This is a genomic window from Halobacillus alkaliphilus, assembly GCF_900113125.1.
In the GTDB taxonomy this organism is placed as follows: domain Bacteria; phylum Bacillota; class Bacilli; order Bacillales; family Halobacillaceae; genus Halobacillus; species Halobacillus alkaliphilus.
The window spans coordinates 58,133-80,687 of record NZ_FOOG01000013.1 but is presented as its reverse complement, the minus strand read 5'-3'; the positions used below and the strand labels follow the sequence as shown (position 1 = coordinate 80,687).

Annotated in this window: 22 protein-coding genes and 1 other RNA gene; 12 read left to right on the top strand and 11 right to left on the bottom strand. The window is 41.4% G+C overall.

Annotation, left to right across the window (positions count from 1 at the left end; translation table 11 throughout):
* Window positions 1-558 precede the first annotated feature (558 nt).
* The 6 genes from ytzI to BMZ06_RS09515 all read right to left on the bottom strand — a co-directional run bounded on the left by ytzI (window position 559) and on the right by BMZ06_RS09515 (window position 6,421).
* Window positions 559-738: a YtzI protein gene (gene ytzI / locus BMZ06_RS09540; protein ID WP_041601395.1), complete on the bottom strand. Its 180-nt coding sequence runs from the start codon at window positions 736-738 to the stop codon at window positions 559-561.
* Between the two features lie 83 nt (window positions 739-821).
* On the bottom strand, window positions 822-2,540 hold the full coding sequence (gene ptsP, locus BMZ06_RS09535; RefSeq protein WP_089751812.1) for a phosphoenolpyruvate--protein phosphotransferase: 1,719 nt from the start codon (window positions 2,538-2,540) through the stop codon (window positions 822-824).
* Between the two features lie 3 nt (window positions 2,541-2,543).
* Entirely contained in the window at window positions 2,544-2,810 is a 267-nt protein-coding gene (locus BMZ06_RS09530) for a phosphocarrier protein HPr (protein ID WP_014644227.1), read from the bottom strand.
* Window positions 2,811-2,863: 53 nt separating this feature from the next.
* Window positions 2,864-4,747, bottom strand: coding sequence for a PTS fructose transporter subunit IIABC (locus BMZ06_RS09525; protein ID WP_089751811.1), 1,884 nt, complete (start codon window positions 4,745-4,747; stop codon window positions 2,864-2,866).
* Window positions 4,722-5,675: a 1-phosphofructokinase gene (pfkB, locus tag BMZ06_RS09520; protein ID WP_089751810.1), complete on the bottom strand. Its 954-nt coding sequence runs from the start codon at window positions 5,673-5,675 to the stop codon at window positions 4,722-4,724. The genes BMZ06_RS09525 and pfkB overlap by 26 nt, the downstream gene beginning before the upstream one ends.
* Window positions 5,672-6,421, bottom strand: a complete 750-nt coding sequence (locus BMZ06_RS09515) for a DeoR/GlpR family DNA-binding transcription regulator (RefSeq protein WP_089751809.1) — start codon at window positions 6,419-6,421, stop codon at window positions 5,672-5,674. Before BMZ06_RS09515 ends, pfkB begins: the two co-directional genes overlap by 4 nt.
* A 272-nt stretch (window positions 6,422-6,693) precedes the next feature.
* Here BMZ06_RS09515 and secG point away from each other — a divergent pair, with 272 nt between their 5' ends.
* The 3 genes from secG (at window position 6,694) to rnr (ending at window position 10,199) form a co-directional block, all read left to right on the top strand.
* On the top strand, window positions 6,694-6,927 hold the full coding sequence (secG, locus tag BMZ06_RS09510) for a preprotein translocase subunit SecG (protein WP_014644223.1): 234 nt from the start codon (window positions 6,694-6,696) through the stop codon (window positions 6,925-6,927).
* Between the two features lie 195 nt (window positions 6,928-7,122).
* Window positions 7,123-7,866 (top strand): alpha/beta hydrolase, encoded by a 744-nt coding sequence (locus tag BMZ06_RS09505; RefSeq protein WP_089751808.1) that lies wholly within the window; start codon window positions 7,123-7,125, stop codon window positions 7,864-7,866.
* Between the two features lie 44 nt (window positions 7,867-7,910).
* Window positions 7,911-10,199 (top strand): ribonuclease R, encoded by a 2,289-nt coding sequence (gene rnr / locus BMZ06_RS09500; protein ID WP_089751807.1) that lies wholly within the window; start codon window positions 7,911-7,913, stop codon window positions 10,197-10,199.
* A gap of 50 nt (window positions 10,200-10,249) precedes the next feature.
* On the opposite strand, the gene BMZ06_RS09495 is transcribed toward rnr, so the two are convergent.
* The gene (locus BMZ06_RS09495; protein ID WP_089751806.1) at window positions 10,250-11,110 is read right to left on the bottom strand and encodes a GNAT family N-acetyltransferase; all 861 of its coding nucleotides are present in this window, start codon (window positions 11,108-11,110) and stop codon (window positions 10,250-10,252) included.
* A gap of 156 nt (window positions 11,111-11,266) precedes the next feature.
* Here BMZ06_RS09495 and smpB point away from each other — a divergent pair, with 156 nt between their 5' ends.
* The 7 genes from smpB to dhaM all read left to right on the top strand — a co-directional run bounded on the left by smpB (window position 11,267) and on the right by dhaM (window position 17,025).
* Entirely contained in the window at window positions 11,267-11,731 is a 465-nt protein-coding gene (smpB, locus tag BMZ06_RS09490; protein ID WP_089751805.1) for an SsrA-binding protein SmpB, read from the top strand.
* Between the two features lie 99 nt (window positions 11,732-11,830).
* Window positions 11,831-12,193, top strand: a transfer-messenger RNA (tmRNA) gene (gene ssrA / locus BMZ06_RS09485).
* Between the two features lie 397 nt (window positions 12,194-12,590).
* A complete protein-coding gene (locus BMZ06_RS09480) occupies window positions 12,591-13,421 on the top strand; it encodes an MIP/aquaporin family protein (protein ID WP_089751804.1) in 831 nt (276 codons plus the stop codon).
* Window positions 13,422-13,440: 19 nt separating this feature from the next.
* On the top strand, window positions 13,441-14,934 hold the full coding sequence (gene glpK / locus BMZ06_RS09475) for a glycerol kinase GlpK (protein ID WP_089751803.1): 1,494 nt from the start codon (window positions 13,441-13,443) through the stop codon (window positions 14,932-14,934).
* A gap of 80 nt (window positions 14,935-15,014) precedes the next feature.
* Window positions 15,015-16,010, top strand: coding sequence for a dihydroxyacetone kinase subunit DhaK (gene dhaK / locus BMZ06_RS09470; protein WP_089751816.1), 996 nt, complete (start codon window positions 15,015-15,017; stop codon window positions 16,008-16,010).
* 15 nt (window positions 16,011-16,025) lie between these two features.
* Window positions 16,026-16,646, top strand: coding sequence for a dihydroxyacetone kinase subunit DhaL (gene dhaL / locus BMZ06_RS09465; protein ID WP_089751802.1), 621 nt, complete (start codon window positions 16,026-16,028; stop codon window positions 16,644-16,646).
* Between the two features lie 4 nt (window positions 16,647-16,650).
* On the top strand, window positions 16,651-17,025 hold the full coding sequence (gene dhaM / locus BMZ06_RS09460; RefSeq protein ID WP_089751801.1) for a dihydroxyacetone kinase phosphoryl donor subunit DhaM: 375 nt from the start codon (window positions 16,651-16,653) through the stop codon (window positions 17,023-17,025).
* Between the two features lie 77 nt (window positions 17,026-17,102).
* Here dhaM and BMZ06_RS09455 read toward each other — a convergent pair whose 3' ends face one another.
* The 3 genes from BMZ06_RS09455 to BMZ06_RS09445 form a co-directional block, all read right to left on the bottom strand.
* Window positions 17,103-18,041 (bottom strand): arginine deiminase family protein, encoded by a 939-nt coding sequence (locus BMZ06_RS09455; protein WP_089751800.1) that lies wholly within the window; start codon window positions 18,039-18,041, stop codon window positions 17,103-17,105.
* Between the two features lie 53 nt (window positions 18,042-18,094).
* Entirely contained in the window at window positions 18,095-18,841 is a 747-nt protein-coding gene (locus BMZ06_RS09450) for a YqcI/YcgG family protein (RefSeq protein ID WP_089751799.1), read from the bottom strand.
* A gap of 124 nt (window positions 18,842-18,965) precedes the next feature.
* Window positions 18,966-19,586, bottom strand: coding sequence for a spore coat protein (locus BMZ06_RS09445; protein WP_089751798.1), 621 nt, complete (start codon window positions 19,584-19,586; stop codon window positions 18,966-18,968).
* 201 nt (window positions 19,587-19,787) lie between these two features.
* Here BMZ06_RS09445 and BMZ06_RS09440 point away from each other — a divergent pair, with 201 nt between their 5' ends.
* Both BMZ06_RS09440 and BMZ06_RS09435 read left to right on the top strand, forming a co-directional pair.
* Window positions 19,788-20,390 carry a YpjP family protein gene (locus BMZ06_RS09440; protein ID WP_089751797.1) on the top strand — a complete coding sequence of 201 codons (603 nt, stop codon included), beginning with the start codon at window positions 19,788-19,790 and terminating at the stop codon, window positions 20,388-20,390.
* Window positions 20,391-20,747: 357 nt separating this feature from the next.
* Window positions 20,748-21,458, top strand: coding sequence for an SDR family NAD(P)-dependent oxidoreductase (locus BMZ06_RS09435; protein ID WP_089751796.1), 711 nt, complete (start codon window positions 20,748-20,750; stop codon window positions 21,456-21,458).
* Between the two features lie 38 nt (window positions 21,459-21,496).
* Here BMZ06_RS09435 and murB read toward each other — a convergent pair whose 3' ends face one another.
* The gene (gene murB / locus BMZ06_RS09430) at window positions 21,497-22,417 is read right to left on the bottom strand and encodes a UDP-N-acetylmuramate dehydrogenase (protein WP_089751815.1); all 921 of its coding nucleotides are present in this window, start codon (window positions 22,415-22,417) and stop codon (window positions 21,497-21,499) included.
* Window positions 22,418-22,555: the final 138 nt, after the last annotated feature.

The following is a 22,555-nucleotide window of genomic DNA, read 5'->3' as shown; positions in this document are numbered from 1 at the left end:
CTAGCCTGGAGCTGGCGGAGATAAAGGAAACACGAAGAGCGGAGCGATTCGATGTTGACTTATCGTACAGAAGTGAGGGAAGTCTCACTAGACGCTAGGTGCTGGAGCTGGATAGCTCTCATCGTCGTTTATGTCCTGATTTACGCTTATGACTTATGAGCGTGTAAGAGCGGGAGAAGGGACTAGGTGAGATCCCGCAGGGAGTGAAACGAGCGAGGAAGCTCATGGTAAAAGGAGGATCGACTAAGATCGCCACGTCCTGTGGGAACGTCGATCGACCCTACGTCGTGTAGGGCCATAGGAAAGTGTTCAAATGTGGAATCACCCCGAAAGACACGAACAACATAAGCCGAGCATCAAAAGGATGGCGGTTTTCCAATCCGTTGATGAACGGCTTATGTCTCGAGTGTCTGGGTGATGGAACAAGACGAGTTATTTCCCCACCAGTCCTTATCCATCTAACGTAACGGACCCCATTTATCTCGAAACTGAGTCTTCAAGTAACGAGAGCTTTACTAAGTACGGAGGTTGAAAAGAGATTACAAAAAAAGCTGACGCTTATTGATTGGCGTCAGCTTTTTTATCTTCTTCATCCTTGTGATGATTGTGATGTGGCTCCTCTGGAAGAGGATCTATGGTGTGTTCGTAATCATATCCCTTGGAGACTGCCGTTCCAAACATAGCAGCAATTCCGAGGACAATAGCTACACAAACGATCATAATAATCGTAAACGTCATCGCAAACACTTCTTTCTAAATAACATAAAAAGGGGCGCTTCTCCGTTTCACACGTTTAGTTTGCCACATTTCAATTATAAATACTACCTTAATTGTGTTTTTTCTTTAACAAAATCAACCACTTCATCAGAAGTGCCTTTTGATAGTAGTTCGTCTTTGTAAGAAATCCAATCTTCTTTAGACAGGGTTCTGATTTGCGTACGAGCTGGAAGAATGGAAGTAGCACTCATACTGAATTCATCAAGTCCAAGACTTAAAAGAATTGGAATGGCAATTTCGTCTCCTGCCATTTCCCCGCACATTCCGGCCCATTTGCCTTCTGCGTGAGCAGCTTCAATTACATTATTAATCAAATTAAGAATTGCAGGATTGTAAGGCTGGTACAAGTAGGATACTCGTTCATTCATTCGATCAGCAGCCATCGTGTATTGGATAAGGTCATTTGTTCCAATACTGAAGAAATCCACTTCTTTTGCAAATTGACGAGCTATTACAGCTGTAGCAGGAATTTCGACCATCATACCAACTTCAATGGTTTCAGAGACCTCTTTACCTTCGTTAATTAATTTTTCTTTCTCTTCGTCAAGGATGGCTTTTGCCTGACGGAATTCTTCAAGCGTTGCAATCATTGGGAACATGATTTTTAAATTTCCATGGACACTGGCACGTAAAAGAGCGCGCAGCTGTACACGGAAAATGTCATCACGTTCCAGACACAAACGGATAGCACGGTAACCAAGGAACGGGTTCATTTCATCAGGAAGATCCAGATAATCGAGTTCTTTGTCTCCACCGATGTCCAGTGTTCTCACAACTACCGGCTTATCACCCATTTGTTTCAATACGGTAGAGTAGGAATCAAATTGTTCTTCCTCAGTTGGAAGCTGACTTTTACCCATATAAAGGAATTCTGTACGGTAAAGACCTACGCCTTCGCCGCCATTATTAAGAACACCATCAACATCCTGAGGGGTGCCAATATTAGCAGCAAGCTCAACATGGTCTCCTTCAGAAGTCACTGTAGGCTCGTCTTTCAGCTTAGCCCATTCTTTCTTTTTCTGTTCAAAATCTTCTTGTTTCTGCTTATATTCATTTACTTGATCTTCGGTAGGTTCGATAATTACATCGCCATTAATTCCATCAACAATAATCATCGAATCCTTAGGTGCTTTAGAGGTAACATCTTTCGTACCGACAACTGCAGGAATTTCCAGAGAACGAGCCATGATTGCCGAATGAGAAGTACGTCCGCCGATATCCGTGGTAAACCCTTTAACATACTGTTTGTTCAACTGAGCAGTATCAGAAGGTGTAAGATCGTCAGCTACAATAACTACTTCTTCGTTAATCAAGGCAGGGTCAGGGAACGTTACATTTAAGAGATGCGCCATAACACGTTTAGTAACATCATGGATGTCAGCAGCGCGTTCCCGCATATATTCATTGTCCATGTTCTTAAACATGTCGATAAACATATTGGCTGTTTCATCTAAACCAGCTTCAGCGTTCACATTCTCTGCTTTTATTTTATCTTCGATTGGTTTAATCAACTCTGGGTCTGAAAGTACAAGCAAATGAGCAGAGAAAATCTCAGCGTGCTCATCCCCCAGCGTGTTTTTAGTATGTTCTTTAATTTTTTCAAGTTCTGACTTTGAAACATCTAGAGCATCATGCAGGCGTTTGATCTCTTGTTCTGGTTGCTCTATATCTTTTTTACTGTAAGAAAGGTCTGGAGCTTCCAGACGGTACACTTTAGCAATAGCGATACCGCTGGAAGCTGCAATTCCTTGAAGGTTTGTCATGGGTTATTCCCCCAGCCCTTCATTCTTCATTGTAGATGCCATGTGGTCTACAGCCTCTTGTTCATCACTGCCCTCTGCAGTAATTTTAACTTCAGCGCCTGCTGGAATACCAAGACTCATAATTCCCATAATGGATTTTAAGTTAACAGCCTTTTCTTTGTAATGAAGATTGATTTCTGATTCATACTTGCCGGCATTTTGAACAAGTACTGTGGCAGGTCGTGCGTGTACACCGTCTGAGGATGTAATTTTAAATGTTTTCTCTACCATTTTTGTTCCTCCTTAAAAATGTATTATATTTTGAGTACCCTAACTTTATCATTTTAAGCCTTTTGGATGTCTTTTTTCAAGAATCCAACCACAATTGCTCCTAGAATAGAGCCAGCAGCAATAGCTACTAGATAAAGAAGGATTTGAGTAATTCCGCCTTCAACTAGAGGAGCTACGATCACACCGCCGTGTGGAGCGCGAAGACCAATTCCAAACAGCATAGTGAGCATTCCAGCTAACGCACTTCCGGCAACCATGGACGGAATAACACGTGCTGGGTCAGCTGCTGCAAATGGAATAGCTCCTTCTGTAATAAAGAAGGCTCCCAGCGGATAAGCTGCTTTTCCAGTTTCGCGTTCTTGTTTTGTGAATTTATTTTTAAAGAAAGTTGTAGCAAGTCCCATTGCTAGTGGCGGCACCATTCCACCGGCCATAGCTGCAGCGATGAAGGTGTAATTATTGGCTTCAAGTGCAGCGATCCCGAACGTATAAGCTGCCTTGTTGACTGGACCGCCCATATCTACAGCCATCATGCCTCCTACAATTATTCCGAGCAGAGCTAAGTTGGTTCCGCTCATACTATCAAGAAGATCAAACAACCAAGTATAAACTCCTGTTAGAGCTGGGTTGATAAGCAACATGATCATACCTGTTCCAAAAATAGCTAGTACCGGGTAAAAGAGTACGGTTTTTAAACCATCTAAAACAGCTGGTAGTCCTTCGAGCAGCTTCTTAACGAGTAAGGTTAAATAACCTGCTAAGAAACCAGCAATTAAGCCACCTAAGAAACCAGATCCATTTCCTGCACCTTCAGCAGATGTTTGCGTAATCGCAATCAAACCACCGACCATACCAGGAGCAAAACCTGGACGATCTGCAATACTAGAAGCAATGAAACCAGCCAGTACTGGTACAAGCAGGAAGAAGGCATTTCCACCGCCAATAGTACTCAGCATTTGTGCAAATTCGTTTTCGGATTCAATTCCCCAGAAGAAGGAAATGGCTATTAAAATACCACCTCCGACAACAAACGGAAGCATGTTGGAAACACCGTTCATTAAGTGTTTATAAATACCAGAACGCTGTCCTTTCTCCGATGATTCTTCAGATTGGTTTTTTCCACCGCCCTGATAGATAGGAGCGTCCTTGTTGACCGCTTTGTTTATTAATTCTTTTGGTTCGTGAATGGCTTTAGCTACTGGTACTTCGATAACAGGTTTGCCATGGAAGTGTTCCATTTCAACTTTTGTATCAGCAGCTACGATAATTGCATCAGCTTCAGCAATATCTTCTTTGGTCAGACGGTTTTTAACTCCACCGGAACCATTAGTCTGCACTTTAATATTTACGCCCATTTCCTTTGCAGTTGCTTTCAATTTGTCAGCTGCCATATAGGTGTGCGCAATTCCTGTAGGACATGCGGTAACCGCTAAGACTTTTCCAGCTGAAGTACTTTCTTCGGCTTCCTCGTCGCCGTCTTCTTCAGCTTCTTTTGCGTTAATGGCTTCTATCACATCGTCTTCGGTTTTTGCTTGCTCCAACTTAGAACGGAAATTAGTATCCATCAAAAATGAAGATAGACGTGATAATGTTTCCAGGTGAGCATTATTAGCTCCTTCAGAAGCAGCAATCATGAAAAATAAATTGGTCGGCTGGCCATCCAGCGATTCGTAATCCAATCCTTCTTGAGATCGTCCAAATGCGATAGCTGGATCTTTCACAGAGCCAGTTTTTGCATGGGGGATGGCGATTCCTTCTCCGATACCCGTAGTACTTTGATCTTCACGAGCCTGAATGGCTTGTTTGAACTCATCACGATCATTTAATTTACCGGCTTTATCCAGTTTTCCAATGAGTTCATCGATCGCTTCCGGTTTAGAAGAAGCGGTCATGTTTAACAGAATCGTTTCTTTAGTCAATAATTCTGTGATTTTCATTAGGTTTCCCTCCTATAATTAATGAAGAAATCTTAACTTCATCCAAAAGCTCCTCTACATCTTCGGCAGTACATAAGTCATCTTGAAAGGCGGTAGCACTCCCTGAAGCAACACCAATGCGGAAAGCCTCTTCAGTCGATTTTCCTTGTGCCATGGATGCAAGAAAACCGGAAACTACAGAGTCACCTGCGCCGACTGAATTTTTCAGCTGGCCTTTAGGAACGTTGGAGTAGAACTGCTGGTCAGTGCCTATATATACAGCACCATCACCGCCCATGGAGACAATCACGTGTTGAACACCTTGGTCTGCAAGCTTTTGCCCATAATGCGCAGCCTTTTCCATAGAATCAATGGTTACATTAAATAATTCACCCAATTCATGGTGGTTCGGTTTAAGCAAATAGATAGGACGGCCGACCAACTCCTTTAATGCTTTTCCAGATGTATCGACAGCTAATTTAGTGCCATTCTTACTGCACATATCTGCGATGGTTATATAAAAATCTCCTGGTAAAGAAGAAGGCACACTCCCTGCAAGTATCAAGGTGTCCTCACTAGTCAACGTTCGAATTTGCTCCATAAGCTCTTCCTGATGCTTAGAGGAAAGTATGGGGCCAGGACCGTTGATCTCCGATTCTTGCTGACTTTTTAACTTTACATTCACTCTTGTATTTTGCTCGGTATCGATAAATTGATGATTAATTTCCTCTTTGTTCAAAAAGTCTTTAACAAATTCACCTGTAAATCCGCCTGTAAAACCAAGAGCAATCGTTTTAACTCCTAGTCTTGCCATTACTCGGGAAACGTTAATACCTTTCCCGCCAGGATAGAAAAACGTTTGGCTTGCACGGTTCAGGTCTCCCGGCTTGAATTCGTCCACATTCATTACATAATCAATGGACGGATTCAGTGTGCACGTGTAAATCATGAGGTCACAACCTTTATATTAGTTTTTTCTTTGTAATCGTTTAAGTACAGTCCTTCATAATTTGTCACAATGTAAGCCTCATCGAGATTGGCAAATTTTCCGAAGGATATTTCTTCAAACTTGGAATGGTCAGCTAAAATATAGCGTTCCTGAGATAAAGATAAAGCTGTGCTTTTAATCGCAGCTTCTTCAGGGTCTGGTGTAGAAAAACCTTCTCTTAAGGAAATACCGTTGGTCCCCATAAAGCACTGGTCAAATCGGTATTGTTGAAGGTTTTGCATGGCCACTGTGCCAATGACGGCTCTTGTCCGATGCTTTACATAACCGCCAACTACATATGTTTTGATTTGATACTCAGTGAGTTTATCGAGTTGATCGAGCCCATTTGTGACTACTGTAATGTCCTTCCCATATAAATGAGAAATCATTTCGTAGGTTGTGGAGCCTGCATCGAGATAAATACAATCACCATCTCTGACGAGTGATGCAGCATAGCTGGCAATAGCATTTTTTTCTTTATGGTACTTTGTGATTTTTTCCCCCATGCTTGGCTCGTCGCTCGCTGAAGCTCTTAGAGAAGCTCCACCATGGACCCTGCGAAGTAGACCTTCCTGCTCTAATTGATCTAAGTCACGTCGGATCGTGGATTCCGAAGCCCCTGTTGATCGCACCAGATCTTTAATTTTAGCCGTATGATATTTTTTGACGGTTTCCAAAATGATCTGATGTCGTTCTGGAGTCAGCATAGGCACCTCTCCTTTCTTTATCTCAATACCTATAATAAAGAAAACCCTTACATAAATCAAGCAAAAACGATCAAAAATTATCAAAAACAATCAATTTCTTTAATAAACCTTCAACTTATCCTTCCACGCTTTAAATGGTCTATTCTGCAAAGACTTGGACGATCACCTCTAGGACGAGGCCATTCGAGAGTTTAAATATTCTTGATGCTAAAATGGTTTTATGCTACATTTAATCTAGTGATTTGTACGTCTATAGGAGGTGTTGGCACAACATGGAAACACTCGCGATAACTTTATTGACTATTGATACAATAGCTTTAATTGTTCTAGTACTGTTGCAATCAGGGAAAAGTGCCGGATTATCAGGAGCCATATCTGGTGGAGCGGAGCAATTGTTCGGGAAGCAAAAAGCTAGAGGAATTGATGCTGTATTGCATAAAGCTACAATCGTAACAGGGGTCTTATTTTTTGTCCTGGCTTTCTTGTCAGCCTATATTTTGGGTTAAAGAATGCGAAAGTAGAACCGCGCTGATCTCTTAGCGCGGTTTTTTTATTATGATCGATAAGTATTTACACAAAGGGTATAATTTGTCATATAAGCTCAAAAAAAGTAACCGAGAGCTAATTTTGGTAAGCTGAAAATAGGAATATAAGAATGAAAATTGGAAATAAGGAAATAGATGAAGTAAGGAGAGAATGACATGAAGATTAAACAACCACAACCTTTTACGTTTGAAGAAGGAGAGCGTGCGGTATTATTATTACATGGTTTTACAGGACATTCCGCTGATGTCCGTATGCTCGGAAGGTTTCTGCAAAAGCACGGGTACACGACTCACGGTCCAATTTATCGAGGCCATGGAAAGGAATTGGAAGCTTTAATTGATGCAAGGCCAGAAGATTGGTGGACGGATGTAAAAGCTTCTTTGGACCACCTGCGAGAACTTGGTTATCAAAAAATAGCCGTGGCTGGACTCTCTCTTGGAGGGGTGCTGGGTTTGAAACTTGCCTATTCTGAGCCGATAAAAGGTTTAGTTACCATGTGCTCCCCTATGTTTTTCGATAACGAAAAGCAGTTAACCCGGGGGTTTGAAGCTAAAGCCCGACAGTATAAACAGCTTGAGGGTAAAGCTCAGGAAACGATTAATAAAGAAGTAGACGAATTATTAAACGAATCAGAAGAAATGTTTAAGCAATTAGGCGGGTTTATTAACGAAGTTCATGATGAGGTGGACCAGATTTACACACCCACTTTTGTCGTTCAAGCAGAAAAAGATGAAATGATTAACAAAGATAGCGCAAACTATATTTATGAACAAGTAGAATCCAACCAAAAAGATATAAAATGGTACAAGAACTCTGGCCATGTCATTACAATGGGGAAAGAAAAGGAACAATTGCACGAGGATATCCTTGAATTTCTTGAATCATTGGACTGGTCCTAATCGCTAGAGTTTTTGGCCTATACATTTAGAGGAGGTTAGGCAAATTGAGCACAGACTTAAAACATCAAATATTAACATTTTTTAAAGAGAATGCATCTAAGCCATTATCTGTACAAGAATTAGAAGAAACGATGGAACTTGAAGATACCAATGAATTCAAAGACCTCATGAAAGCTTTGAATGAGCTGGAGGAAGAGGGAGAACTTGTAAGAACCAGAAAGAACAGGTTCGGTCTTCCTGAAAAGATGAACCTTATTCGAGGCCGGATTCAGATGCATGCCAAGGGTTTTGCGTTTCTCATACCAGATGAAGAAGACAAAGATGATGTCTATCTTCATCACTCTGATCTTCATTCAGCCATGAACAATGACAAAGTAATGGTACGAATTGAAAAAAGAGATGAGCAAGGAAATCGTCCAGAAGGTACTGTGATCCGTATATTAGAACGAGCAACGACTCGAATAGTCGGAACGTACGAATCAAGCCGGAATTTCGGCTTTGTTATAGCTGATGATAAACGAATTCCTAATGATATCTTTATTCCTAAAGGGCAGACAAATGGTGCCGCAGATGGTCATAAAGTGATTGTAAACATCACGAAATTCCCAGAAGAACGCATGAGCGCCGAAGGGGAGATCGTAGAAATACTTGGCCATAAGAATGACCCGGGGATTGATATCATCTCCATTATTCATAAACACGGCATTAAGGTGGATTTTCCAGATGAAGTTCTAAAGCAGGCTGGAGAAACACCCGATCAGATAAGTGAAGAGGAAATTAAAAATAGACGCGACCTTCGGGATGAAACAATCGTAACCATTGATGGTGCGGACGCTAAAGACCTGGACGATGCCGTTACAGTTAAGAGGCTTGATAATGGGAACTTTAAACTGGGTGTTCACATTGCGGATGTCACGTATTATGTAGGTGAAGGTTCTCCGATTGATAAAGAAGCTCGAGAACGTGCTACAAGTGTGTATTTAGTAGACCGTGTGATCCCTATGATTCCGCACCGTCTTTCTAACGGAATTTGTTCTTTAAATCCGCAAGTTGACCGGCTTACTCTTTCCTGTGAAATGGAAATTAACAAAAGTGGCGACGTAGTGGAACACGAAATCTTTCAAAGTGTAATTAAAACCAATGAACGAATGACTTACAGAGACGTAAATAAAATTCTTGAGGACGAAGATGAAGAGCTGATTAAGAAATATGAGAACCTGGTACCTATGTTCCGTGATATGGCTGCTCTGGCCCAGACCCTTCGCGGCAAACGTATGGACCGCGGTGCTATTGACTTTGACTTTAAAGAGGCCGGAGTCATTGTAGACGAAGAAGGAAAAGCCGTTGATGTTAAACTTCGGGAACGGTCAGTTGCGGAGCGTTTAATAGAAGAATTCATGCTTGCCGCTAACGAAACCATTGCCGAGCATTTCCACTGGATGGATGTTCCATTCATTCATAGAATTCACCAGGACCCAGATGAGAGCAAGCTTCAGAACTTCTTTGAGTTTGTAGCTAATCTTGGGTATGCAGTAAAAGGAACAGCAGATAATGTTCATCCGCAGGCCCTTCAAAAAGTTTTAGAAGAAGTGAAAGGTACACAGGAGGACATGATTATTTCAAAACTGATGCTGCGTTCGATGCAGCAGGCTAAATATGATCCTCAAAGTCTGGGACATTTTGGTTTAGCTACGGATTACTATACGCATTTCACTTCACCGATACGCCGTTATCCTGACTTAATTGTCCACCGTCTAATTCGCACGTATCTGGTGGAAGATAAGCTGGATTATAAAACCCGTAAACATTGGAAGGATCAAATGCCTGAAATAGCTAGACACTCTTCTGAAATGGAACGTGCAGCGGTCGATGCTGAACGTGAAACGGACGACTTGAAGAAAGCCGAATTCATGCAGGATAAGGTTGGGGAAGAATATGAAGGTGTTATCAGCTCTGTAACAAGCTTTGGCATGTTTGTTGAACTTCCGAATACAGTTGAAGGTCTCGTTCACGTGAGTACATTAACTGATGACTATTACCATTTCCATGAGAAACAATTTGCTATGATTGGCGAACGGACGGGCAACGTATTTCGAATCGGGGATGAAGTAACCATTCGAGTAACGAATGTAAATCTTGATGAGCGTGTCGTTGACTTCGAAATTGATGGAATGAAGCCAAGAAAAGAACGTAAACGTCCTGCTCAACCTAAACAGATTAATTCTAAAGGGCCGGATAAGAAAAAAGAAAAGAAAAAGAACAAGCAAAAAGGAAACAAGCCTTTTTATAGAAATAAAGGCGTTCCGAAAAAAGGTAGTAAAAAGAAGAAGTAACATAAAAAACGCGCGAGTTGCTTCGCGCGTTTTTACATCTAGGTAGAACCCTATTTCCATTTGCCATATAACATCCATGGTTCCTGGACGTCGTAAGGGGATAAATCCGGAATATTTTTAAATCCTTCCGCAGAGAAATCAATCCAGCACCCGACATGATCCGGGTGCTGCTTCCAATGGTGAAGAATCGTTTCAAAGAAACCAGGCTGGTTATAGTGATCGTTCCAAAAATATTTCACATGGGAATAATCAAATTTTTTCGTATCACTTTTCACGATTACGAATCGGGAAGCGTCGGGATTTTGGTAAAAAGAGGATTTTTCAAGGTGTTGGTCAGTAAACAAAGCGTTATCATAAGGAAGCGGATAGTAGCATTCAAAAGGAAAAACACCCAACTCGTTCATTTCTGTGGAGTGAATAAGTTCCTTTTTATGCTGGAGATCGGTTACTTCTTCCCAAACTGGGCCTGACTCATGGGCTGTTAATAGCTTTGGAGACTTTAGCGTTAAGAAATGTAGTACAGGACCTTGGTTGAGCGATAACTTTTCCAGGACTCTTCTCGCGGCATGGTTATGCAGATGAGTATTTGCGCCGACCCAGGCCACCATAGGATCGCGGAAAAGCTGGTCTACAATTGGCTGCAGAAGTTCAGTGGCGTTTCCTTTCATAAGTGACCGACGATCACTTCGCAAGCGGCCCAGCATGGCAAATTTACCGCTGCCAAATAAACTGTATCCTCCCACTGCTAACATCTTTCCTTCTCTAAATAGACCGAACAGCTCATGACTATCAGATTCAATCAATCTTTCAAATATTCGTACAACATAATCATCTTCAATTCCAGTATCCATGGCTTCAAGTGCCGGCCGGTCTTTATGCGTTAAAGGCTGCACATTCATAACTTGTTCCATTAGGGCGACTCCTTTTATGATCATTTTTCAGGATTATATTCTCATTTTTATACGGAAAAGTCCATTAATTATGATTCCGGCTAGAATGGTGTTTGAATTGGAAACACCAGGGTTATTTGGTACAATAGATGCTACGCACAAGAGGAGGATAACGCTATGCCACGAGGAAATGGTAAGACAATCGCACAAAATAAAAAGGCAAGGCACGATTTTTCAATCGAAGAAACTTTCGAGGCCGGGATTGTTCTGCAAGGAACGGAAATCAAGTCCATTCGTAATGGCCGTGTGAATTTAAAAGACAGCTTTGCCCGTATTAACAATGGAGAAGTATTTTTGCATAATCTTCATATATCACCTTATGAGCAGGGGAACATTTACAATCATGATCCCACTCGTATGAGAAAGCTGCTTCTGCATCGAAAAGAGATTAATCAATTAATTGGTCAAACCCAGCAAAAAGGTTACTCGCTTGTACCTTTGAAAATGTATATTAAAAACGGGGTAGCAAAAGTGTTGATTGGTTTAGGAAGAGGTAAGAAAAAGTATGATAAACGTGAAGATCTGAAGCGTAAGCAGCAAAAGCGTGAAATTGATCGAGCGATAAAGGATAGTCTGAAATAGACTCTTCCCTTGAAAAATGCTATAATTATGCTATAATAATAATTGTCGCTAAACGCGATGATGTTTTTAGAGCTTGATGCTCTATCCTTTAATCCTAACGGGGACGTTACGGATTCGACGGGGATAGGTCGAGCTCGGGTTGCGAGTCGAGGCGACGTCTCGTTAAACGTCATTTGCCTAAATATAACTGGCGAATCTAACGATAACCTAGCTGTAGCTGCATAAGCAGTCTATAGCTGATCCTTCCTGGCATTGCCCGTGTGGCAGATGAAGGGTCTCAAACTGAAACGGGCTACGCGTTTTTCCTCCGCCTGAGGAGAAACGAAGAGACTAATCAGGCTAGCTCCTCGGAAGCCTGTTGATAGGCTGAAGAGGAAGCGAATAATAATATATCAACTATGCTTGTAGAAGCCCGAGTGCCGATATCTCCGGACGTGGGTTCGACTCCCACCGTCTCCACCAATACATAATTGGTGGTTTTTTTATTTTCTTTAATTAAATTCTTTAGAAGGTTTGAGTCTATTTGGGAGACTCAAATCTTTTTAATATATAATAAATTATTCATTCAATCCTTTACTATCCATGGAAAAAGATTTATTTGAATACTATTTTCCGGGAAATAAAAGATTTTAACGTTATACGACAAATAGTATTAAATAAGTGAAAATTAAGAAAAATATTGACAACGCTTTCATATTCAAGTAAGTTTATAACTAACAAGTTAACGTTGTGACGGAGACATGGAGACTCACACTGAACTAGTACATCCTTTGGGATACGTACGCCTTTCAGTGTGAGTCTTTTTTTTAGAACACCCGTTATCTTGTCATCTTGAATTAAAGAAGGAGAGTGGAGTAACATGTCGGAATTCTTGGCAGAACTAATTGGCACCATGATTCTGATTATTTTTGGCGGTGGTGTGGTCGGTGGTGTGGTACTAAAAAATTCTAAAGCTGAAGGAGCAGGCTGGGTCGTTATCACGATTGGGTGGGGTCTTGCTGTAGCGATGGGAGTTTACGCTGTCGGCAGTTTTACAGGAGCCCACATTAACCCCGCAGTAACCCTGGGGTTTGCTGCTGTAGGAGAATTCCCTTGGAGTAAAGTGCCTGTGTATATTACAGCTCAAATGATCGGTGCTTTTATAGGTGCTGTTATCGTATTTTTTAACTACCTTCCTCACTGGAGAGGCACGGAAGATCAGGGAGCAAAGCTTGCTGTTTTTTCAACCGATCCTGCTGTGCGCAGTCCATTTTCCAATTTAGTAAGTGAGATGATTGGTACCTTCGTACTGTTGATGGGACTTATGTTTATCGGTGCGAACGAATTTACAGAAGGACTAAATCCTTTAATTGTAGGATTACTAATTGTAGCGATAGGAATGTCCCTGGGAGGTGCGACAGGATATGCTATTAATCCAGCTCGAGATCTTGGTCCGAGAATAGCTCATGCTCTTCTGCCCATCCCTAAAAAAGGAAGCTCCGATTGGGGCTACGCTTGGATACCGGTAGTTGGTCCTATTTTAGGTGGAATTTACGGAGCAGTATTTTATCGCGCCATGTTTTTAGAAGAATTCACAGGCCTGTTCTGGGGACTCAGCGTATTTGTAGCCATTATTTTAGTAGGGGCTGCATTCTCTGAATTGAAAAAAGAGCATACTGTAGCCGAGCAAGTAGAAGAAAAAATAAGCTAAAGTTGAAGGAGAGATTAGGATGACAAACAAGTATATCTTATCAATTGACCAGGGAACGACAAGTTCACGAGCTATATTATTCAATGAAGCAGGAACAATTGTGGAAACCGCGCAAAAAGAATTTGAGCAGTTTTTTCCAAAGCCGGGCTGGGTGGAACATGATGCTAATGAAATATGGACTTCCGTTCTGGCTTGTATAGCAGATGTATTAAGAAAGTCAGACGTGGGTCCTGATCAAATTGCTGGAATAGGTATAACTAACCAGCGTGAAACTGCAGTGGTCTGGGATAAACACACGGGCAAACCAGTTTATAAAGCGATTGTATGGCAGTCTAGACAAACAGAAGACATTTGCAAAGATTTACGTGCTCAGGGTCACAATGATCTCTTCAGAGATAAGACCGGCCTTTTATTAGACCCTTATTTCTCGGGAACCAAAGTTAAATGGATACTGGATCATGTGGATGGAGCACGTGAAAAAGCTGAGAATGGGGACTTAATGTTCGGGACAATCGATACGTGGCTTGTCTATAAACTATCGGGTGGACAAGCGCATATAACAGATTACTCTAATGCTTCCCGTACGCTCATGTTTAATATTTATGATTTGAAGTGGGACGAAGAACTTCTGGATATTTTAGGCGTTCCGAAGAGCATGCTGCCGGAAGTGAAACCTTCCTCCGAAGTTTATGCAAAAACTGTCGATTACCATTTCTTTGGTCATCAAGTTCCGATTGCTGGAATTGCAGGGGATCAGCAAGCTGCTCTCTTTGGACAAGCCTGCTTTGAAAAAGGTATGGCTAAGAATACTTACGGCACCGGCTGCTTTATGCTTATGAACACAGGCGAAGAAGGAGTGAAATCAGAGCATGGACTTCTGACTACTCTGGCCTGGGGAATCGATGGCAAAGTTGAATATGCTCTTGAAGGTAGTATTTTTGTAGCTGGTTCAGCGATTCAATGGCTGCGAGACGGGTTGAAATTGATCGAAAGTGCTCCTCAAACAGAAGACCTGGCACTGTCTGTCGATTCTACTGACGGGGTTTATCTTGTACCTGCCTTCGTAGGACTTGGTACACCTTACTGGGATAGTGATGCACGTGGGGCGGTATTTGGGTTAACACGTGGAACGTCCAAGGCTCACTTTGTCCGTGCGACTTTAGAGTCACTTGCTTACCAGACGAAGGATGTTCTCGATGCTATGATTGCGGATTCCGGAATTAACTTAAAAACTTTGCGAGTAGACGGAGGGGCAGTTAAAAACGATTTCTTAATGCAATTTCAGAGCGACATTCTTGGAGTTCCTGTGGAGCGACCTGAGGTTCAGGAAACCACAGCACTTGGAGCCGCTTATCTTGCAGGCCTCGCCGTGGGTTACTGGGAAAATAAAGAAGGTATTCAAAAACAATGGAAAAATGAACGTACATTTACTGGAGACATGGAACAAGGTAAACAAGACGAGCTTTATAACGGGTGGAAGAAAGCAGTAGCTGCAACAAGAGAGTACAAGTAGTCATCAGGACAGGTCTTTCTATGGAGGACCTGTCGCTGATGTGATTTATACGATAGTTCAATTCAGGGAGGAAGAGCATGATGAAAAAAATAATCAATGACTCCGAGCAAGTCGTAACAGAAATGCTGGATGGATTTGCATCAGCCTATCCGAATGATGTCAGACGATTGCAGGATACGACAGTGTTAGTGAGGAAAGATGCTCCTGTTAAAAATAAAGTAGGTATTGTAAGCGGTGGCGGGAGCGGTCATGAACCGGCTCACGCGGGATACATTGGTGAGGGTATGCTTGATGCAGCTGTAGCAGGAGAAGTATTTACATCTCCGACTCCGGATCAGGTATTAGAAGGAATAAAAGCAGTCAACGGGGGAGCTGGGGTCTTTCTTGTCATCAAGAATTATACCGGTGATGTTATGAATTTTGAAATGGCGGCAGAACTTGCTGAAGCAGAAGGCATCGAAGTGGAGAAAGTGGTGGTTAACGATGATGTGGCTGTTGAAGACAGCTCATTTACCACTGGGCGCCGCGGAATTGCCGGGACCGTATTAGTTCACAAAATAATAGGGGCTAAAGCTGAGACAGGAGCTTCCCTGGAAGAAATAAAAGCTACGGCTGACAAGGCAGTAGCTAATGTGCGTTCTATGGGTGTAGCTCTTAAGCCGCCTGTAATGCCGGCCTCAGGTAAGCCGAATTTCGAGCTTAATGAAGATGAATTGGAAATTGGAGTCGGTATTCATGGTGAGCCAGGTACTGAGAGAAAAGCGGTTAGCTCAGCAAATGACATTGCTGTAGAATTGACGGACTTAGTACTTAAGGATTTAAATCTTACCGAATCTGATGATGTGACGGTTATGATCAACGGACTGGGGGCCACCCCCGAAATGGAGCTTTATATCGTTAACCGAAAAGTACAAGAGCACTTGCAGGAGAAAGGAATTAACGTGTATAAGACCTACGTGGGAAATTACATGACCTCACTTGAAATGGCCGGCTGTTCGGTCACCTTATTAAAAGTAGATGAAGAATTAAAAGAATTGTTAAATCAACCGTCCAAGGCACCAGCATTTAAGGTTTAAAGGGGAGGTATTCACGTGAATTTTGAAGTCAGCCATGCCCTCGACTGGGTAAACCGAATTAACGAAAAAATTCAAGACAATAAAGGTGAACTGACGTCACTGGATCAGGCTATTGGCGACGGAGACCATGGGATTAACATGTCTCGTGGCTTTCAAGAAGCAGTAAATAAAATATCTGGAGAAGACTACTCAGATGTGTCCGGAGTCTGGAAAGACATCGCTACGACACTGATGTCTAAAGTCGGAGGAGCTTCCGGGCCTTTATATGGCACCGTATTTTTAAAAATGTCGACTGCAGTAAAAGGGGTAGAAAACATTGATTCTCAAACCTTCTCTTCAGCGTTGAAGGAGGCTGTATCCGGAATTAAGCAGCGTGGAAAAGCAGAAGCCGGAGAAAAAACAATGCTCGATGTTTGGGAACCTTTGGCAGACAAAATGAGTGAAGTCCAGGATTTTGATCGTCAGCTTATTCTTGATACTGCAAGATCCTCGATGGAATCAACGAAAGATCTTGTAGCAACAAAAGGACGGGCCGCTTATTTAAAAGAACGATCTAAAGGCCATATAGATCCAGGAGCCATGTCCTCATACTATGTATTTGAAGCCCTGGCTGACTGTATAAAAGGAGACGAATAAAAATATGTCACACGTTGGAATTGTATTGGTTTCACACAGTGAAAAAGCTGCTTCAGGAATCCGTGAGATTTTAGAACAAGTAGTGGGAGAAATCCCTGTAGAAGCAGCCGGTGGTCTGGAAGGTGGAGAAATCGGTACCAACTACGAGCGGATACAAGCAGCTATTCAAAACATACACAGTGAAAAAGGAACCATTGTTTTTTATGATATTGGAAGTGCTCAAATGAATGCCGAGATGGCGATTGAGACGCTTGGGTTTGAAAACGTTCATCTTGCTTCTGCTCCGATTTTAGAGGGGGCTTATCTTGCCGCCGTGGAATCAAGTATAGGAAAAAGTGTGGAAGAGATCTTTGCTTCACTAAATAAAGAATTTAAATAGAGGCTGTTAAGCCAGACAGGGAATACTTCCCTGTCTGGCTTGAAGGTTTAATACAGAAATATCGCGGGGTTGTCCATTTACCTTCTCTCCAACGGAAGAGTCATGCAGCGGATTCCGCCCCCTCCTTTTTCTAATTCGGAGATCTCGATTTCAATTAGATTTTTTCTGCGCAGGTCAGGAAATTGACGAATAATCTTTTTGTTCAGTTGTTTACTTACAAGTATAGTTTCCGGGTTAATGGTAAGAAAATTAATGTCAGGAACGGTATTTTTAACTTTATCTGTCCAGATTATTGTAAATCCATGACGCTCAATGAATTCATGAAACATACAGTAATGGCTTTGGCCGTCCAGAACTTCTATGGGAAAATAGCGTAAAAAATTCTTAGTTAGAAGCAGTCTTTCACCTGCTACATTACAATTCATATCTAAATGGAGGGTATCGGACCTGCGTGGCAAGTCGATCACGCCGACTTCTGAAAAACCTGCTCTTCTGATTTGATGTTGTATATCATTCATGGATTCCATACTGGTCCGTAGTCCGGCATTAATTAAAACAGCATCCTCACTTAATACAATGACATCTCCAAATTCTAAAGAATTCCACTTATTGTTTGCTTGCAATGGAAATGTACGTTCATCCCACCACTTTTGGAATACATCATGGCTATGGGCATATTCAGGTTTTCTCATAGAGGTGCCGGCTTTGCCGGGAAGGAGTGTACGACCAAATGCACAAGCTAAATCCCGGACAAAGATTCGGCTGATTAACTGTTGATTGAAGTATCGGTCCTCCGGTGATAAGTAATCTGAATAATCGATAACCTGGACGCCTTCTTGTTTCATTGATTGCACCAGCGTTTCAAATTGATGAACGATTTTGGTTGGATCAAAAGGTTTCAGCCATTGAACGTTTTCAGCTGTTTGTTGATCAGGGATCTCTAAAAGAGACGGCGAACAGACCACTACCGTCTTTAATTCATCATATTCATTCCAACAGTGTATAGGCAGCTGCATGATCGGTGACTCCTTTGTATATCTCTTTATACTATCTCCCTCCTGGTGGATAATCATTCCCCGGCTGAGGGAGATTGCTTATTCCCGCTGAAAGGACATTTCGAAAGAGAAGAATTATCGTCCTTTAAAAAATATTGCTTCCATTCGAGATTACCTTCCTCTCCGTACCATTTTAAATCTGGATGGATGGGGGAATTATCGTAGTTTTTCAGGCGCGTGCGAATAATATTTTTTAGCTTTCGTCCTTGAGAGGTCTCACTATTGATCTCATCAAATACAAAGCGTGGCTGAAAGGCAAGAAGTAAATAAGGAAAAAAGCGACTTTTTCTATTGAGATGTGCTGGAGTAGCACAAAAAACAAAGTAAGGTTCTCCATGAAAGCAGAATTCCCAAGCGCTTTGAACAGGATCTAAAGGGATATGTCCAGGCCAGGACTTTTCGTCATAAGCATGAATATGATTTAAGATCTTCCAAAAGAGAGCCTGATAGTACTCTATATTCCCTTCCTGTTTTTCTGTGTTGAAGAATAGAACAAGGGAAGCATATTTTCCAGTGACTCTTGAAACTTTACTGTATTGTCTTAAATAGTCAGATGCTTGTTTGCAAGCATGAGGTGAGTCAGGACTATCGGCAAAACCAAAGCGGAGGGAGTTAGAGTTAAACCCTTGTTTCCCTGGGACACAAGGATAGAGATTTTCTTTTTCATTCATCATGGTAGAAAAATCTTTAAAGGCGTTCTGTTTCCATGAGTCTAAATGGGATATATGTTCCTCTATCCAGGTTTTCGTTAATAATTTCACTTGGAGGCCCCCCTTAACAGTAGGTTACAAGTAGCATATTTAAGGAAGAGAGGAAGTGTGTTTGTCTAGAGGAGATGAAAAAAAGCTGGAGTGTAAAAATCAGCCTCCAGCTTTCTTGCTATTATTAATGAGTTTGTGGTGGAGCAGGCTGATAGCTTTGGAGCATTTGGTTCATATCCTGCTGGTTTAATTGAGGGACTTGATAGTATCCATTTTTATTTTGATAAAGGAATATTTCATAACTCATCTCAATGAAGTTCGGGACACTGTCAGAAATGACACGACGAAGAACAGGGTTTGTCATTTCCAGTGCCGTCATCGTTAGTAGAGAAGCTAACGATTTAGTCTGACCTAGCATATAAGCAGATAAACCCTGATCAGAGAGCTCATTAACGGACTGATTTGGCTTTTTAGGCTGCCCAGGTTTCAAACCATACACGGCATTGTTGTTCTGTTGCATGTTATATTGCTGGGTAGGCATTTTTGGATCCTGCCCAGTTTGAAAGCTTTGCACAACAGTATTATACATCTGGGTAACGAAAGCGGATTGACGGTGTAAAATATCTTTTAGTTCCTGATCTTGAATGTGCTGATCATACATCTGATATTGATCCAGCATGCTGATCACACCAGCTATCACCTCGTGAGCGTCGAACAGTTCATGACCACCATGATTCTGATTCTGATTCGGGGCGATATTAGGCTGCATAGCCTTATTGGATTGCGTTTGGTTTTGAGATTGCATGACTTTTCCTCCAGTTAAAATAAAATAGGTTTCACCTTTAAGGATGCCCTTTGATAGAGAAACCATGTACGTAAAAGTCAAATAGCTGAACACTAATCCTGATCGTCATTAAATATTCGAAATTGTTTGCGTTTTCATATAGACTTTCCTGTTTGAAATGATAAAATCTAAGAGGAGCCTATATAAAGGAGCTAATTTTTTATGAAATTATGGGGCAGAAAAATATTTGTTATATTAATATCCGTACTTACATTAGGTTTATATATACCGCCTACAGAACTTGCTGCTGAGTCAGCAGAAAAAGAAATGACTTCCGAAGATTCTAGTGAAGAAAAAGAGATACCTCTATCTATTGAAGAAACACCTCTTACGGAAGAAAGTTCTAAGGAACAAGAAAAGCCGGATGAAGATCCGTTTGATATCATTATGGCACAGGCTAAAGAACAAACGATTACAAAAATGGGACCTAAAATTCTTGATAAAATAGATGCTGAAATGACGGAAGAAATTCTTCCTAAAATTGAAGAAGTCGTGGAGATGCTTCTTACAAAAGCTAAGGAACAAGTTCCCTATTATGAAATTACAGAGCAGCTTACACCGGGATACGGAGAGAAAATTTTTAACTTATACAATCATCGAACCAATGAAGAAGAGGCCCGTTTCCATGTGCGTCGTGATAAACGGCCTGGTGAAGGATACTGGTTCAATTTTCATTATCACTTAAGCGAGGACAACTTTACCAACCACCATTTTATTGGAGAAATATATTGGGAGAAAAACACTCCTCCTAAATGGATGTCATAAGAGATAATTAAACGGTCCTGTCAGCAGGGACCGTTTTTTTTAGTGTTGTATTAGCTGTCTGTAATTAATTGATGCTAAATTTGCATCCTTTGACTGAACTCTCTACTCGAGTGAGAACAACTAGGAACCGATGAATTATTGTTCAAGAGTGGTGTTTCTCTCTGAGCTGAGCGCCATGTATCGGGCAAGATTGTTGCCAAGTTGAAGTAATTAAGGAAGACTGATCCTTTTGAATAGGTCAGTCTTTTTTTAGCTGGCTTTTTACTCTACATGGCACATTGAAAACCGATTACAACGTTCATCCCTTTACTCATTTTGGGAATAAAGATAACACCATGCGGATGAAGGAGGAGAAAAATGTCTAAAAATGCAATCGTGACTGGTGGAAACCGCGGATTAGGATTTGAGGCCTGCAGGCAGCTGGCTCAGCAGGGGTTTAAGGTGTGGCTTGGTGCAAGAAATGAAGATAAAGGGAAGAAAGCAGCAGACAAACTGCAAGAAGAAAGTTTGGACGTACACTATATATTCCTAGACGTTGCTCAGCCGGATAAGATTGGTCAAGTGAAAGACCAAATTATAGAACAAGATGGAAAAATTGACGTGCTCATAAATAATGCAGGCATCTTTCCAGATATGAAAAGTTCCATATTGGAAATTGATACGGTCACCTTCGAAGATATCCACCTGACCAATTACTTTGGACCTTACTGTATGATGAGTATTCTTATGCCAGTTATGATAGAGAATAATTATGGACGAATAGTTAATCTTGGAGCAGAGATGGGTGTTAGTAAGGCAATGGATGCGCCTATGGCAGGTGCTTATAAAGTTTCTAAATATGGGCTGAATGGACTGACTAGACTCTTTGCAGGGGCAGCAAGAAGAAAAAATGTAAAGGTGAACTCAGTGAGCCCGGGCTGGGTTAAAACGGATCTAGGAGGAGAAAAAGCTAAACGAGAACCAGAGCAGGCAATGGAAGGAATTCTTTGGCTTGCTCAACTAGAAGAGGACGGACCAAATGGGAAGTTCTTCAGGGATCGGGAGGAGCTGGGAGTTTTAAAGGACTAATTAAAAGGGATTCAGTCCACAGACTGAATCCTTTTTAGTTAATCAGTGTCTTCACCAATGATTCGGACTTCTCTCTCTAAATCTACGCCAAATTTATCCTTCACAGTTCGTTGGACATGTTCGATTAAAGAAATGTAATCCGTAGTGGAGGCATTATTTTTATTAACAATGAATCCGGCATGTTTTGTTGAAACCTCAGCTCCGCCAATATTCGTTCCTTGAAGTTTACTATCCTGAATTAGTTTACCGGCAAAATATCCAGGCGGACGCTTGAATACACTGCCGCACGAAGGATACTCAAGAGGCTGCTTGGATTCCCTTTTAAACGTTAAATCATCCATAATAGCTTTAATATCCTCATAAGAAGCAGGCTTTAAGTTGAAAGTGGCTTCGAGTACAATGTCTCCATTCTCAGGAATGTTACTCGTACGATAATCAAGGTTCAACTCGGAAGCCAGTCTTTTCACAAGGTTACCTTCTTTATCTACTACATATGCATAATCCAGGACATCCTTAATTTCACCGCCGTAGGCTCCTGCATTCATATACAATGCACCGCCAACCGTACCAGGTATACCACAGGCAAACTCAAGTCCTGAAAGACTTTGCTTTAAGGCATGTCTTGAAGCGTCAATGATCCTTGCACCGCTCTGGGCGACCACGGTATTTCCTTCAGAAGATATATCGTTTAAATGTTTTAAATTAATAACAATTCCACGAATGCCTCCATCTTTAATAATCAGATTGGAACCGTTCCCAAGCAAAGTAAAAGGAATATTATCTTCATTGGATAGCTTGACTACGTTCTGAACTTCTTGAAAAGTAGTCGGCGTAATGAAAAAATCAGCTTTGCCTCCAAGTTTCGTATATAAGTGGTCTTTTAACCTCTCATTAACCTTCACGTTGTCTTTTTTAACAAGCTTTAATAATTTATTATAGATTTTTTCTTTAGTTTCCATGAACACCAGTCCCATTTAAAGTTGTTTTTCTATTCTCCTGCCTTTAATCCCTTAAATAATTGGAAGGGTTAAAGGATAAACTTATCTACACATAGTTTATGTCAATTGGGTAAAAAGTTTACAAAGTCATTTACGTTC

Coding starts and splice junctions, on each gene's coding strand:
- secG (WP_014644223.1), top strand. CDS start 6,694: ATGGAAACACTCGCGATAACTTTATTGACTATTGATACAATAGCTTTA.
- murB (WP_089751815.1), bottom strand. CDS start 22,417: ATGGAAACTAAAGAAAAAATCTATAATAAATTATTAAAGCTTGTTAAA.
- ytzI (WP_041601395.1), bottom strand. CDS start 738: ATGACGTTTACGATTATTATGATCGTTTGTGTAGCTATTGTCCTCGGA.
- glpK (WP_089751803.1), top strand. CDS start 13,441: ATGACAAACAAGTATATCTTATCAATTGACCAGGGAACGACAAGTTCA.
- BMZ06_RS09455 (WP_089751800.1), bottom strand. CDS start 18,041: ATGCAGCTGCCTATACACTGTTGGAATGAATATGATGAATTAAAGACG.
- ptsP (WP_089751812.1), bottom strand. CDS start 2,540: ATGACAAACCTTCAAGGAATTGCAGCTTCCAGCGGTATCGCTATTGCT.
- dhaK (WP_089751816.1), top strand. CDS start 15,015: ATGAAAAAAATAATCAATGACTCCGAGCAAGTCGTAACAGAAATGCTG.
- smpB (WP_089751805.1), top strand. CDS start 11,267: ATGCCACGAGGAAATGGTAAGACAATCGCACAAAATAAAAAGGCAAGG.
- BMZ06_RS09505 (WP_089751808.1), top strand. CDS start 7,123: ATGAAGATTAAACAACCACAACCTTTTACGTTTGAAGAAGGAGAGCGT.
- BMZ06_RS09515 (WP_089751809.1), bottom strand. CDS start 6,421: ATGCTGACTCCAGAACGACATCAGATCATTTTGGAAACCGTCAAAAAA.
- BMZ06_RS09445 (WP_089751798.1), bottom strand. CDS start 19,586: ATGCAATCTCAAAACCAAACGCAATCCAATAAGGCTATGCAGCCTAAT.
- pfkB (WP_089751810.1), bottom strand. CDS start 5,675: ATGATTTACACGTGCACACTGAATCCGTCCATTGATTATGTAATGAAT.
- BMZ06_RS09495 (WP_089751806.1), bottom strand. CDS start 11,110: ATGGAACAAGTTATGAATGTGCAGCCTTTAACGCATAAAGACCGGCCG.
- dhaM (WP_089751801.1), top strand. CDS start 16,651: ATGTCACACGTTGGAATTGTATTGGTTTCACACAGTGAAAAAGCTGCT.
- BMZ06_RS09440 (WP_089751797.1), top strand. CDS start 19,788: ATGAAATTATGGGGCAGAAAAATATTTGTTATATTAATATCCGTACTT.
- BMZ06_RS09480 (WP_089751804.1), top strand. CDS start 12,591: ATGTCGGAATTCTTGGCAGAACTAATTGGCACCATGATTCTGATTATT.
- BMZ06_RS09530 (WP_014644227.1), bottom strand. CDS start 2,810: ATGGTAGAGAAAACATTTAAAATTACATCCTCAGACGGTGTACACGCA.
- BMZ06_RS09525 (WP_089751811.1), bottom strand. CDS start 4,747: ATGAAAATCACAGAATTATTGACTAAAGAAACGATTCTGTTAAACATG.
- BMZ06_RS09435 (WP_089751796.1), top strand. CDS start 20,748: ATGTCTAAAAATGCAATCGTGACTGGTGGAAACCGCGGATTAGGATTT.